At 65.9% G+C, this 13,030-nt stretch carries 12 protein-coding genes; 6 read left to right on the forward strand and 6 right to left on the reverse strand.

Translation table 11 applies throughout. From position 1 onward, the window contains the following. The first annotated feature begins 501 nt into the window (after positions 1-501). Complete coding sequence (locus ACWEO2_RS43640; protein WP_452410763.1) at positions 502-1,134, forward strand: hypothetical protein; 633 nt, start codon at positions 502-504, stop codon at positions 1,132-1,134. Between the two features lie 17 nt (positions 1,135-1,151). On the opposite strand, the gene ACWEO2_RS43645 is transcribed toward ACWEO2_RS43640, so the two are convergent. Continuing rightward, positions 1,152-1,694 (reverse strand): helix-turn-helix domain-containing protein, encoded by a 543-nt coding sequence (locus ACWEO2_RS43645; RefSeq protein ID WP_452410764.1) that lies wholly within the window; start codon positions 1,692-1,694, stop codon positions 1,152-1,154. A gap of 62 nt (positions 1,695-1,756) precedes the next feature. Here ACWEO2_RS43645 and ACWEO2_RS43650 point away from each other — a divergent pair, with 62 nt between their 5' ends. Next, positions 1,757-2,587 carry an alpha/beta fold hydrolase gene (locus ACWEO2_RS43650; protein WP_452410765.1) on the forward strand — a complete coding sequence of 277 codons (831 nt, stop codon included), beginning with the start codon at positions 1,757-1,759 and terminating at the stop codon, positions 2,585-2,587. A 16-nt stretch (positions 2,588-2,603) separates the two neighbouring features. Beyond that, entirely contained in the window at positions 2,604-3,977 is a 1,374-nt protein-coding gene (locus tag ACWEO2_RS43655) for a carotenoid oxygenase family protein (protein ID WP_452410766.1), read from the forward strand. Between the two features lie 97 nt (positions 3,978-4,074). On the opposite strand, the gene ACWEO2_RS43660 is transcribed toward ACWEO2_RS43655, so the two are convergent. The 4 genes from ACWEO2_RS43660 to ACWEO2_RS43675 form a co-directional block, all read right to left on the reverse strand. Beyond that, a complete protein-coding gene (locus ACWEO2_RS43660) occupies positions 4,075-7,317 on the reverse strand; it encodes a protein kinase domain-containing protein (protein WP_452410767.1) in 3,243 nt (1,080 codons plus the stop codon). A 418-nt stretch (positions 7,318-7,735) separates the two neighbouring features. Further along, on the reverse strand, positions 7,736-8,098 hold the full coding sequence (locus tag ACWEO2_RS43665; RefSeq protein WP_452410768.1) for a gamma-glutamylcyclotransferase family protein: 363 nt from the start codon (positions 8,096-8,098) through the stop codon (positions 7,736-7,738). Between the two features lie 127 nt (positions 8,099-8,225). Next, the gene (locus ACWEO2_RS43670; RefSeq protein ID WP_452410769.1) at positions 8,226-8,930 is read right to left on the reverse strand and encodes a M24 family metallopeptidase; all 705 of its coding nucleotides are present in this window, start codon (positions 8,928-8,930) and stop codon (positions 8,226-8,228) included. A gap of 287 nt (positions 8,931-9,217) precedes the next feature. After that, positions 9,218-9,826, reverse strand: a complete 609-nt coding sequence (locus ACWEO2_RS43675; protein ID WP_452410770.1) for a hypothetical protein — start codon at positions 9,824-9,826, stop codon at positions 9,218-9,220. 165 nt (positions 9,827-9,991) lie between these two features. Between ACWEO2_RS43675 and ACWEO2_RS43680 the strand changes: the two genes are divergently transcribed. The 3 genes from ACWEO2_RS43680 (at position 9,992) to ACWEO2_RS43690 (ending at position 12,507) form a co-directional block, all read left to right on the forward strand. After that, positions 9,992-11,236, forward strand: a complete 1,245-nt coding sequence (locus ACWEO2_RS43680; protein WP_452410771.1) for a sensor histidine kinase — start codon at positions 9,992-9,994, stop codon at positions 11,234-11,236. Further along, the gene (locus ACWEO2_RS43685; protein WP_452410772.1) at positions 11,229-11,936 is read left to right on the forward strand and encodes a response regulator; all 708 of its coding nucleotides are present in this window, start codon (positions 11,229-11,231) and stop codon (positions 11,934-11,936) included. Before ACWEO2_RS43680 ends, ACWEO2_RS43685 begins: the two co-directional genes overlap by 8 nt. Before the next feature lie 100 nt (positions 11,937-12,036). After that, complete coding sequence (locus ACWEO2_RS43690; RefSeq protein WP_452410773.1) at positions 12,037-12,507, forward strand: hypothetical protein; 471 nt, start codon at positions 12,037-12,039, stop codon at positions 12,505-12,507. A gap of 37 nt (positions 12,508-12,544) precedes the next feature. Here the strand turns inward: ACWEO2_RS43690 and ACWEO2_RS43695 are convergent, their stop codons facing one another. After that, entirely contained in the window at positions 12,545-12,715 is a 171-nt protein-coding gene (locus tag ACWEO2_RS43695) for an ATP-binding cassette domain-containing protein (protein ID WP_452410774.1), read from the reverse strand. Positions 12,716-13,030 lie beyond the last annotated feature (315 nt).

Below are 13,030 nucleotides of genomic sequence, written 5' to 3' on the forward strand. Positions count from 1 at the left end.
GGCTCCCCATGCCACCACCACACCCCGATACCGCCCAGGGGCGAAGGACCCCAGCAACCCAGGACCGAATACCCCAACTTTCGGAGCCGCGAGAAGGATCACAACTTCTGCGTCGTCAGCTCTGGAAATCGGACCCGCGCGACAGGCGCCGCTGCGAACCGCAACACACGCAGCGCAACCACAGACGCCATAGAATCCTCTACGTTCCGGATAAGGCATTGACCCACCCCTGTATCGGAACGGGCTATTTCTGGATGACATGACCCCGCAGTGCCGAGGGGTGCCCCAGTACGCCGTGGTTCGATCCGGTACCGCCCGTCGTTTCCGATACCTCGCTGGTCACAGCTTCTCGCGAAAGCCGTTGGAGCAGAGGGGGCCTAGGTAGCATCGGACCTGGTCTCGCGCGATGTTCCCTGGTCGACCGGGAGCATCCACGTGAGGGGTGTTCGCTGCACGTCTACTTCTTCTCCGGATCTTTTCGACCATGTGAGGAGCTCGGCGATGACCAGTGTCGTACCAGCCACCAAGTGGGACCTCTCTCTCGGCGCCGCGGCGGTGTTCCCCTCCCGCAACGGCATAGTCCGCCCGTTCATCCTGGTCGGTGACTCGGCCGAGGCGGCGGTCGATCCCAACGCCTTCGCCAAGGAAATCGACAGCCCAAGCCCGGACTATTCGTTCCGCGCCATGCTCAACAACGCCAGCTACGACTTGATCCTGGTGTCGCTGAGCACCAGCGACAGCCTCGACGGCAAGGCCTACGACAGCCTGCGGTCGGTGATCACACGCACAATCAACTACCGGAACGGCAACGAACCGCTCACGGTGTGCGGTATCGGGCGTGGAGCCTTGCAACTTCGCTACCTGCTGGCCAGGACGGAGGCCGAGGGGATCGACCACCAGGCCCGGTGTTTCCTGTCCTACTACAGCACCGAGCCGAGCACAGGCGAAGCCGCCGAGCTGAACAGGGTCGGCTCATGGCCCAGGCTGCCCCGCATGTACGAAATCGGCATCACCGGGGACAACTTCAATTACATAACCAGCGATTTCGATGACTTGATCACCGGTGCAAGGGCCAACCGCGTCCCCCTGTTCCCCGACGAACTGAGCACCAACATCCTCCAGAAAATCCACTAGTCCGTGCGGTAGCACTGTCAGCTCGGCGATGCTGGTTTCTCGCCTGGGAAAAGGATCGGGCTGATCAAGTACGGTCTGCGGCCCGGCCCGGGCTGGTTCGCCGCGAGGGGGGCGACGAGGTCGCGGAAGCCGGTGCGCATGGTGTCGAGCTCCTCGGGGCTGAGCCAGAGCGTGGCTTGGCGGTAGCCGACCGCGTCGGCGACGGGATCGGCGTCGGCTTGATCGAGGTAGGCGTTGAACTCGGCGATCAGGACGGCCATGGCGGCGGCGAACCCTTGGCGGTGATCGTGTGGGGTCATCGCGCTGCTCGCCTCCGGGGAGACGGTCGGGCGGTCGGGGCGCAGTCGGTAGGAGCGTTCCACCGCGCCGCGCACGCGTCGCTCGTCACCGATCTCGAGCATTCCGCCCTCCGTGAGCAGACCGAGCTGGCGGTAGACGCTGGTCCGAGGCACATCGGGCATGCGTTCGCACAACTCCCCTGCGGTGCGTAATCGGCCGCCGGACAGTGCGTGGATGATGCGCAATCGCACCGGGTGGAGCAGCAACTCGATCGGGTCCATACGTAACTATCCCATATGTGGTACCTTTCCCAAAGTTGGTACTGAACGGAAGGGTGACCGCGATGCGGGATGTTCCTGGGCGTCGAATGATGGTGAACGGCACCGAGATCTACTTCGAAGAGTCCGGCACCGGTGACACCTGGGTGGTGTTCGAATCCGGTGGGGGCGCCGGGCGGACGCTCTGGGATCGAGTGGTGCCGTTACTGGGGAACATCGCGCACACCGTCGCCTACGACAGGGCCGGTCGCGGCCGCAGCGGCAGCGCCGCCGAACCGCAGACCATCGACGACATGGCGGCCACCCTGGTGGCGTTGGTCCAGGCGCTCACGCCGGGGCGGGTGATCCTGGTGGGCCACAGCATGGGTGGGCTGATCGTCCGTCGCGCCGCCGAAACGCTGTCGCCAGCCGGGCTCGTCCTCATCGACCCGACACCGGAAGCCGCTCCGAACTACAACAATTGGGCGCCGACCGCCAAGAAGACCGACCGCATCCTCGCCGCGCAGCAGGCACTGAGCCACTTCCCACCGCTCATGCGGATGCTGACCCGCTCCTATGGGCGCAAGTTCCCCGCCGACAGCTACGCGACCATGCTGACCGAAGACTTCACCCCCGCCGGGCTCGCCACAACCCGGCATGAAATAGCGGCCGTCGCGGGGGCGATCGACGAATTCCGCCGCCGCCCACCAGAACCACCGAAATCCGGCGTCATCGTCATCTCGGCGATCCACGCCGCCCGCTACCAGGCTCGCAATCTCGACGTCATGCGCGAATACCAGCGCCGATACGCCGAACAGGCCGGCGGGCAATACGAGGATGCCGTCTCCGAGCACATCATCCCCGCCGAGCGACCCGAGCAAGTCGCTGCCGCGGTTCGCCGACTGGTGAACGCTTAGCATCCCGGGAGCAGTTATGGAGCAATCCGGCAAAGCCGAGGACCCACGACACCGATCACCCGAGTTCGAGAGCGAAACGCCCCTTCCGAGCTACATGGCCGGTCCCTACGCACCGATTGATGACGAGATCGATTCGACCGAATTGGAAGTGGCCGGCGCGTTGCCCGCCGAGCTGGATGGACGGTACTTCCGCAACGGGCCGAATCCGTTGCCGGGTCAGATAAGCCCACACTGGTTCGTCGGCGACGGCATGCTGCACGGCGTGCGCCTGCGCAATGGACGGGCGCAGTGGTACCGCAACCGGTGGGTGCGCACGCTGAAGTTCGACGGGGGTTCGCCACTGCGCGAGGACGGCGACATCAATCGGGCCTACAGCACGGCCAACACCTCGATCATTCGCCACGGCGAACGGCTATTTGCTCTGGTGGAGGGCAGTTTTCCGATCGAAGTCACGCCAGCTCTGGACACCGTCGGCGCGTGCGACTTCGCGGGCGGATTGACCACCGCCATGACGGCGCATCCGAAGCAAGACCCGATCACCGGGGAATTGCACTTCTTCGGCTGCGACACGCGGCCACCATTCGTCACCTACCACCGGCTTTCCGCCGCTGGCGAATTGGTGTTCAGTACGCCGGTCGATGTGCCCGGGCCAACCATGATGCACGACTTCGCGATCACCGAGAACCACGTAATCTGGCTGGATCTCCCTGTCACCCTTCAGTTCTCGGGAAAGGGCCTGCCTTTCCAGTGGAGCGACGACTATGGCGCGCGCATCGGTGTGATGAGCAAGAACGGCGGCCCAGTGCGCTGGTTCGAGGTGGAACCCTGCTATGTCTTCCACGTCGGCAACGCCTATGAAGATGGCTCGGGCCGCGTCATTCTGGATGCGATTCGATACGACGCGAGGGCGTGGAACTCCACGTGGCCCGCCTTGGCGGGAGAAACGCCCTCGCCGGGTACCGGCCGCGGTCAGCAGCTCTACCGGTGGGCGCTCGACCCCGCGACCGGCCGGGTCGCCGCACAGCCGCTCGACGATCGGTCGGTGGAGTTCCCGACCGTCCACGCCCGCCACGTCGGCCGCCCGAACCGGTACCTCTACGCGGTCGACCGCGAAACCATCGTCAAGTATGACGTCGATACCGGCAAATCTACTGTGCACCAGCTCGGTTCGGGCTGGAACGCGGGTGAAGCGGTGTTCGTCCCCGCGGCCGATGCGCGCAGCGAGGACGACGGCTGGCTGATGTCCCTCGTCATCCACGACGACACGAATGTGCCCTCGCAGCTGCGGATTTTCGACGCCACCGCCGTCGAAGCCGGGCCGGTAGCCGCCGTGCGCCTGCCCCGGCGGGTGCCGATCGGATTCCACGGCAACTGGATCACCGAGGAGTAGTTGGCAGGCGGTACCGGGCTAAACAAGGAAATGTGCTGGCTCGAGCGCACGCTCTTGGACACGCTGATGTCGGCGTGGCGAGTCGATGACGAAGAGTTCAGAGTTCGGGCTGTTCGGCGGCCCATGTCGCAATCTGTGCGCGCGAGGTGAACCCCAGTTTGGTCAGGATATGTTCCACGTGTCCATCGGCGGTGCGCGGTGAAATGACCAGTCGGGCCGCGATCGCCTTGTTGGTCAGGCCGCGCGCAACGAGATCGGCGACCTGGCGCTCACGCTTGGTCAGTTTTCCTCCCGAACGGAGGGGCGGCGCGGTCGCTTCGGCTCGCTCGCCGAGTGCGAAGCCCGCTGCGGCATCGAAACTCATTGCGGCGCCTTCCTGATGGGCCGCCTCGAATGCACGCGCGCCGAGCATCTCGCGACTGCGGCGGGTGAATTCCTCGTGGTAGACGAGCATATTGGGTAGCAAGGACACGGCGCTGGCGCCGATGCGGCTCAGCGTATCGGCGGCGCCAAGCAGGGTAGCGGCGCGGCGGGCATGGCGCTGCTCGGTCGCGATCCAAGCCAGTGCCTCCAAACAGATGGTGGCGACGACCGGATCGGACACCAGTCGGGCCGCTCGAATTCCCTCCTGCAACAGAGGTGCGGCGCGGTCGGGGTCACCCGTTCGCCACACGGCGAATCCCATTGCCCACAGCACCCACGACCGAATCATTGTTTCACCGGCGGATTCGGTGATCGCGAGCGCCTTCTCGAGGTCCGCGAGTGCCCGCGTGGTATCGCCCTGTTGTGCATAAGCCCAGCCGAGCGAAATCCGCGCTTCCAGCTGCGATTTGAGGTCACCAGATGCCTCGAAGCTGTCGATGGCATCGGCCAGCAGGCTACTCGCACGAGCCAGATTGTCAGCACCGCCCGCGGAACAATAGTTTCCCTTGGCGTGGGTGAGCAGGGCTGCGACCAGTGGGTCCGCCGTCTGCTCGGCCAGGGCCTCGAGCTGCGCCACGTTCTCGGCTGCGGCGGGTAGGTCACCCTGCAGGACGGCCATCGTGGCGGCCCCGCAGCGAGCCTTTGCCCGACTCAGCGGCTGTGCATCGGTCGATTGGGCCAGCGCGCGCTCGCACCAGCGACGTCCCTCGCTGAGCCGTCCACGCGATGTCCAGAAGATGTACAGGGCGTTGACGATCCGCAACGCACTTTCGCCCGACTCGGACAGGCTGAATTCCAGCGCTTTTCGCAGATTCGGCAGCTCCCGCTCCAACCGGGCAACCCACTGCAGCTGGTGCGGACCGATCCATTCCGCTTCCGCCTGGAGTGCCAACCGCTCGTACCAATCTCGATGCCGCCGAACGTATTCCGGGTACCTCCCGCTGTTCTCGGCTTGCTCCGTGGCGTATTCCTGAACGGTCTCGAGCATCCGGAAACGGATCGTGCCCTGGGTTTCCTCGCGGATCAGGATCGACTTGTCGACCAGTGCGGACAATGCGTCGAGCAAGTGCGCCTGGGTGAGGTCGGTGCCGCATACCTGCTCGGCGGCATCGAGTTCGAAACTGCCCGCGAACACCGAGAGCTGAATCCAGAGCCGCTGCTCGGCCGGTGTGCACAAGTCATAGCTCCAGCCGATGCACCACCGCAGGGTCTGCTGGCGCATCGGGGCACCACGACTCCCGCGAGTCAGCAGGGCATAGCGGTTGTCGAGCCGAGTCAGGATCTGCTCGGGCGACATCGTGCGCAGCCGGGCCGCGGCCAGTTCGATCGCCAACGGAAGCCCGTCGAGTCGAGCGCAGATCCCGGCCACGCTGGGCAGAGAGTCATCGGTTACCTCGAAACCTGGCACGGCCGCGGCCCCCCGTTCAGCGAACAACGTCACCGCGTCGTAGCGGGCCATCCCGCGCGGCCCGGGTTTGCTGGCCAGCTCGGGAATCCCCAGTGGGGGCACCGCGAACACCGACTCCCCACCGACACCGAGGGCCTCGCGACTGGTCGCCAGAATCCGCACCTGCGGGCAGTTGCGCAGCAGTGATTCGGTCAGCGCCGCGACCGCTTCGATCATGTGCTCGCAGTTGTCCAGCACCAGCAGAAGATTGCGCGTGAACAAGAACTCCAAAAGCACCTCGAGCATCGGCCGGGCACTCTGGTTTCGCAGACCGAGGGCGGTGGCCACGACGTCGACCAATAATGTTTCATCGTGCAGATCACTCAACTCGACCAGCCGCACACCGGCGGTGAAATTTCGCTGCACCTTGTGGGCGACACGCAGCGCGAGCCGTGTTTTGCCGACCCCGCCGATACCGGTCAGCGTTACCAGACGTGACCCCGCCAGCAGGTTCTTGACCTCGGCTACCTGGATCCGCCGGTCGACAAAGCTGGTCAGCTCGAGCGGCAGGCTTCCGGTGCGATTCCCCGCCGCGGGCACCGACGTGACAACTGATGCCTGCTCGGCTTCTGGTTCGGTCGGCAGCGCCATCGCGTCGACCGCGAAACCTCGAGCGCGTTCCACCTGGCGCAGTTGCTCGCCCAACTCCGCGGCGGTGGGACGGCCGCGTGGTTCGCGTGACATGGCAGCCTCGATCACCGCGCAGACGTCGTCGGGAATTCCTTGCTCACGCAGATCCGGTACCGGTTGCTGCGTGATTCGCAGAAATTGCGTGACTACCTCCTCGCCGCTGCGGCGCTCGAAGGCCGCATGCCCGGTCAGCGCACAGAACAGCGTGGCTCCTAGCCCGTACACATCCGAGGCCCGGCTCGGGGCGTCGCCACCGAGGACCTCCGGTGCGGTGAACGCCGGGGACCCGGTGACCGTGCCGGTCGCGGTTTCGAATCCACCGGTGATGTGGGCGATCCCGAAATCGGTCAACGCGGGCTCACCGTAGTCGGTGAGCAGGATATTTCCCGGCTTGATATCGCGGTGCAGCACTTGTGCCCGATGCGCGGTTTCCAGCGCCCCGGCGATCTTCACCCCCAGGTGCAGCACCTCTGCCAGCGACAACGGACCGTCGCGGCGCACGCGCGCATCCAAGGACCCGCGAGCGTGATACGGCATGACCAGGTAGGGGTGACCGCTGCTGGTTTCGCCGACCTCGAGCATGTCGACGATATTCGGGTGTCCGGTCAGCCGTCCCATCGCACGTTGCTCGCGAAAGAAACGCTCCCGATTCTCATCCAGCTCGCCGGTCAGCACCTTCACGGCGACCGTGCGCCCCACGGCCGGCTGGGTGCAGCGGAACACCTCCCCGAAACCGCCCCGCCCGATCTCCTCGGCATCGGCGAAACCAGCAGCGCTCAACTCCGTGACGACCTCAATACCGACATCACGCTGCGTCTTGAACGGATCTCTCTCGACCATCGGCTACTCGTGATCTACCCACCGGGCACCAGCCAGAATATCCCGACTGGTCCCTTCGAGGCACGCCGTTCGCGCTCTCCAACGCCCTGACGCGGCACTCGGACCGCAGACCACTGTTCGCAGAATGTCGACCGCCCGGATTGCGTTCGAATGCGCTGTCATCGCCAGAAAAGTTCGGCAGGCACCGCTGGGTTCGGGCGTGTGGGGCGCGACGCGAAGTCTGAACCAGTTCTTCCATCGTCTGGGCTCGTCAGCTCGGCCCCGGGATTTCGGCCGTGCTCCAGTGCCGCCATCAGCAGTTCCCTCTTGGACTGCCAGCGCCGATAGACGGTCAGCTCAACAGTCGCGCGCCATGCCGCGCGCTGATGGTGGGCACAGCACCGTCACCGCAGGGCAGGCGAGAACAGCCTTCGGACGCCTAAGTGGCCGCGGTACCGCCATCCTGGCCTGCCAGGACATACACCCACGCCTGCACCCCGGAGCGCAGCGGCACCAGTATCCGAGTGTAGTCGTCGACCTCATAGGCGTCGGCGGCGGCCAGATCGTCGTCGTCGAGGGTGAAAACCGTTCCAGGAATTCCGGTTTCGTGATCGACGGGACGCAGGACCGGATGAACGGCGCTGCCGCTGGCCTCGATCACCGCGGCATCGGTGATCACGACCTCGCCCAGCTCGTATCCGATAATCTCGTCACCACGTCCGGCCAGTTCGCGACCGAAGACGCTGCACTGCACCTCGGGTCGGCGCAGGGTGCCGTAGGAGAACAACAGATGGATGGCCACGACACGACAGCAAACCACACCACCGACACCCTCGGGAGGTGAAGTGCCTCTTGACCGTTCATGGCATCGGCCGCGAAAGAGGTCGATATCAGGTGCCATGGACTCAGGCCGGGATCGGGGCGCGCATTCACACGGACGTTCGCACGTCCAGGAGTTGTTCGAAGAAACCGCCGAAACCACGGTCACGGTCGATCAAATGGATCTCCAGGATCCAGTGACACGCGCGCCCAGCAGGATCCATACGCCGCATCGGAGTATCGGACCCTGGCGCGATATAGCTGGTTACCGCAGTGCCGGAAATCTGCTTGTGCGGGAACTCCCCGACCAGATGACCCGCAATCGGGGCACTGAACTCCCAGCCGAGCGCGGCAGCGCGGTCAACGATCCAGGCATAGAGCTGCTCGCCGGTGATATCCGGATCGGCGTCGAAAAGGTCGCGCCCCTGCCGCCACAACGGCTCCAGTGCGTCACGAACAGCCAACTTGGCTGGATCGTCACCCAACACGTACGTGCGGCCGAAGTCCGCCTCCCATTCGCCGAAGATCGGCCCGAAATCCAGAAAGCAAATGTCGTCCTCGCCGACGACACGATCCGGCGGATTCGCAGAGTACGGCTCTAGAGTATTGACACCAGCCCGGACGATACGTTTGTGCCAGAACCGACGGATTCCGAACATCTCACTGGCGAGGTCACGGACCGCATCACTGACCGCGGATTCAGTCTGCCCCGGCGCGATGAGTCCGCGCGTGATCACCTCGTCGAACAAAGCCTCGGCTTTCGCTTCGGCATCGAGTAACGCCGACACACGGGCCAACTCCGCAATCGCATCCATCAACCCGACAGTAGATCACCGGCGAACCCGCCCACGGTGTCGCATCAGGATCCATGGGGCGATCCAGTCGCGGCCGACGACCGAGCACCGCCGCGTCCGCGCCAACCTGCTCGACGTGCCGGGCCAACAACGGGATATCGCCGATAACCACCTCGCGATGGACGAAGTGTGAAGAGAGACACCGAGATCCACCGGCATAGCGATCCTTTCCAGTCACGGGCGGACCGTGGCGTGCCACGTCGGCAGAACCGGCCACCTCGAGATATGGCGAGGCCAACCTTGCTTGCTCAACCGAGGTTGAGTTCAACTGGCCCGGGCTCCTCGGCCGGGAGCAGCAGCAAGTTCAGCAGTCCCGCCGACGCCGCCATGATCAGCGCGCCGTCGAGGTAGTGGCAGGCCATGGCGCCCAGGTAGCTCGGGCCACCCCAGGCATTGACGGTGAAATTCGGGTCGAGGCCGCCGAGGATCTGATCCCCGATGCGCCAGGCGCCGTACACCAGCATGGCCGTGGGCACGAGGCCGATCAGCAGTCGCAGCGCGGCCGTCGGATGTCGCCCAGCCGACAGCAGAGTGCGCCCGAACCGCTGTGCGGCACGCGAGCCAACTGGCGCGAGTAGCAACAGGTCGTGCGAGCGGGTGCGGCGGCGCAGCACGACCACGGTGAAGGCCACCGCGAGCACGAACAGCACGAGGTGCGGCCACCAGGCGGCGGTGCCCGCGACATGCGCCTCCCGATGCGGGGATCGGTCGGCATACGAAACGCCACCGGACACGATTCCCGCCGCGAAGGACACGGCGGCGATCGTGACCAGCGGGCCCGACAACCGCGATCGGATGCCGGGCGGGCGAACACTGTGGGATCCGGACGAGATGCGCTCAGCGCCTGGTGTATTCATGCCACCACCCTCGCGCCCCGGACCCTGCCGGGTCATCAGCTCACGGACGGGAAGTGTCCGCCCGCCCCGGTCGGACACCTCGGGCGGGTGTCCGACCTCCGGATGACCCGTGGCTGGCCCCGAGGCCGATGTGCGGTCGTGGGCGGGGCAGCTACCGTCGGCCCTATGTCGATCACTGCATCACCGCCGCCGCGGACCGCGCGGTCGTCGGCGCCACCGTGGCATCAGCGGCTCACCGTCGGCCACCGGGAGAATTTCGTGGGCCCGGACGCGATCGACATCGCGATCGCCCTTGCCTGCTTCGCGGTGTTCACCGGGCCGCTGCTGGTCGGCATGACCAGCGGGATCGGGTCGATGCCGGAGATCGCCGGATTCGGTGTCGCGGCGACCGCGCCGTTGATCGTCCGCCGACGCTTGCCGCTGGCCGTGCTCGTCGCCGTCTCGGCCGTGCTGTGTGCGGCCGCGCTTGCCGATGTGCGTTTCACGCCGTGGGTGAGCAATACCGGGCCGGTCATCGGCGTCGCCGTGCTCACCGTCGCCGACATGCGGCCGCGCCGGGAATCCATCATCGCCACCGTCGTCGCGACGATCGCCATGTGTGTCGCGGGGTCGATCGCGTTCCATCTATATCCGGATCAGGATCAGGACTTCGTGCAGCCGTTGATCGCCCTGCCGGCCTGGCTGATCGGCGACATGCTCCGGACCCGGCGTGCGTATCAGTGCAGTCTCGCCGACCAGGAACGGCAGCGGGCCGCCGAAGCAGAACGCCGGATCCGGGCCGAGGAACGGCTGCGGGTATCGCGCGACGTGCACGACCTCATCTCACACACCCTGAGCATGGTGGCCGTCCGATCCGGCGTCGCCCGCCTGCTGATCGACGAGAATCCGAGCGAAACACGTCGGGCGCTGAGCGCCATCGAGACAGCCAGCCGGTCGGCGCTGACCGAACTGCGGGCCGTGCTGTCGCAGATCAGGGAACCCGGGCAGCGCGACGAACCGGCCGAGCCGGGCCTTGCCGAGGTGGCGGATCTGGTGGACGGACTGCGGCACGATGGGCTGATGGTGGAATATCAGGTGCTCGGGACGTCGGTGGACTATCCGGCGCTGCTACAGACCACGGTGTACCGCATCGTGCAGGAGGCGTTGACCAATGTGGTCAAGCACGCGCGCACCGACCGTGCATACATCGAAATCCGGCATGTGCCAGGGGAATTGGCTGTCTCGATCACCGATGACGGCCCGCGCGCCGCAATGCCCGCCGAAATCGATTCCAGCGGTTCGGGTCTGGGTCTGGAGGGCATGCGGCAGCGGGTGTCGTTGTTCGGCGGCCGGTTCGAGTCCGGGCCGCGCGCGGCGGGCGGATTCGCGGTCACCGCGAGCTTCCCGATCGACCGGGACCACCATGCCTGACACCGAGGTCCCGGTCGCGCCGGACCCGATCCGTGTCGTGATCGCCGACGATGAAGCGTTGGTGCGCGCGGGTTTCCGGGTCCTCGTCGATTCCGCGTCGGATCTCACCGTCGTCGGCGAGGCCGGCACCGGCGGCGAGGCGGTCCGGCTGACGCGGGAGCTGCGACCCGATGTCGTCCTGATGGATATCCGGATGCCGGTCATGGACGGCCTGGAAGCCATGCAGCACATCGCGGCCGACAGCGCGGACGGGCCGCATGTGCTCATCGTGACCACCTTCGATCAGGACGAACACGTCTTCCGAGCGCTGCGCAGTGGGGCGGGCGGCTTCATCCTCAAGGACTCGCCACCGGAGCAACTACTGCACGCGATCCGCGTGGTGGCCGGCGGCGACGCCCTGCTGACACCGAGCATCACCCGCAGGATGATCAGCGTGTTCGCCCGCCAGCCGGCCGCGCCCGCCCCGCCCTCGACCGCTCTCACGGCCCTCACCGACCGCGAACGAGAAGTCCTGGAGCACATCGCCGCCGGGCGCTCCAATGCCGAGATCGGCGCCGCGCTCTACATCAGCGTGGCCACCGTCAAGACCCACGTGGGCCGCCTACTCACAAAGCTGAGGGCACGCGATCGTGCCCAGCTCGTTGTCTTTGCCTACGAATCCGGCGTGGTGGTACCCGGCGCAACCGACGGATCGGCCTAGCGCTGCGTTCCTCAAAGGTTCACCTCCGGGTCCGGCCGATCTCCGAGGCGAAATACGCACTCGCGCTTCGGCTGCCCATCCAGGCACCGGGCAGCCCCATGTGGCCACGTTCAGTCGGCTGGTGTCGCCGATCATGATGCCCGCCATGCACGACGCGATCGCCGCCGACCGCCTCGCCCGCGCCGCCGGCAAGCCGCACCAGATGATCAAATCGGCCTCTGACGATCCCGCTGAACTGGTCGCAATGCCGGGCGCCGACGTCTACGCCTGGCTGATGGCGAACGGGCCGCAGGTTCCCACCTGGCGAAACGAAGTCACCCTCTCCAGCGTGGACAAATTCCAGTCCTACGCCCCGGAGGCATTCTTGCGGCGGGTATCACCGACACCGCTGCTGATGGTGGTCGCCGACAACGACACACTCACCCCGACCGCTGTCGCCCTGACCAGCTACGCCGAGGCATTGGAACCGAAACAGCTCGAACTGGTGCCCGGTGGCCATTTCGCGGTGTACGAAGAACAGTTCCACCGGGCCTCCCATGCCGCTCGTGACTTCTTGCTCACACACACCTGATCGACTGACAGAGCGCCGGAGTCACCTCGCCACACCGTCACCAACGTCCATGGGCAGTACAGTTAGCCGACCCGCCCCGGTGCCGGATCGTTCCCCGGTCCGCTCGCAGCCCTCCGGAGAGGACCTTCAGCAACGTCGATTTGCTCACCCCGTTCGCACCGACGATGCCCACCAGCGTCCCCCGCGGGCAGCACGAAGTCGACACCACGCAGCACCGACCGCCTGCCGTATGAGCGGTGGACGTTCTCCACTTCCATCATCGCCCCTTGCCTACCGCCGGTGTCATGGCCGGGCAGCGGTAGGCATGCTGGCAATCATTGGCGAAAGTCTCTGCCAGAAAAGCTGATTCGCGGCACGCACGGCTCCGGCTGCGCGAAGTCGCGCTGGGTGAATGCGGACGGCGGCGTCACATTCGGCTGAATGCCAGTCGATGGTTCTGTGAGCTTCCGTCCCGCTCCGATCGATGCTCAGGATCGGCGACCGAGTGCCTGCAACCTCTCGAGTCCGAGGAGCCATGTCGGCG

The organism is Nocardia sp. NPDC004278, assembly GCF_053602975.1.

Excerpts from the sequence above, each read along its gene's own strand:
- ACWEO2_RS43650 (WP_452410765.1), top strand. The coding sequence starts at position 1,757 with ATGCGGGATGTTCCTGGGCGTCGAATGATGGTGAACGGCACCGAGATC.
- ACWEO2_RS43655 (WP_452410766.1), top strand. The coding sequence starts at position 2,604 with ATGGAGCAATCCGGCAAAGCCGAGGACCCACGACACCGATCACCCGAG.
- ACWEO2_RS43680 (WP_452410771.1), top strand. The coding sequence starts at position 9,992 with ATGTCGATCACTGCATCACCGCCGCCGCGGACCGCGCGGTCGTCGGCG.
- ACWEO2_RS43660 (WP_452410767.1), bottom strand. The coding sequence starts at position 7,317 with ATGGTCGAGAGAGATCCGTTCAAGACGCAGCGTGATGTCGGTATTGAG.
- ACWEO2_RS43645 (WP_452410764.1), bottom strand. The coding sequence starts at position 1,694 with ATGGACCCGATCGAGTTGCTGCTCCACCCGGTGCGATTGCGCATCATC.
- ACWEO2_RS43670 (WP_452410769.1), bottom strand. The coding sequence starts at position 8,930 with ATGGATGCGATTGCGGAGTTGGCCCGTGTGTCGGCGTTACTCGATGCC.
- ACWEO2_RS43685 (WP_452410772.1), top strand. The coding sequence starts at position 11,229 with ATGCCTGACACCGAGGTCCCGGTCGCGCCGGACCCGATCCGTGTCGTG.
- ACWEO2_RS43675 (WP_452410770.1), bottom strand. The coding sequence starts at position 9,826 with ATGAATACACCAGGCGCTGAGCGCATCTCGTCCGGATCCCACAGTGTT.
- ACWEO2_RS43640 (WP_452410763.1), top strand. The coding sequence starts at position 502 with ATGACCAGTGTCGTACCAGCCACCAAGTGGGACCTCTCTCTCGGCGCC.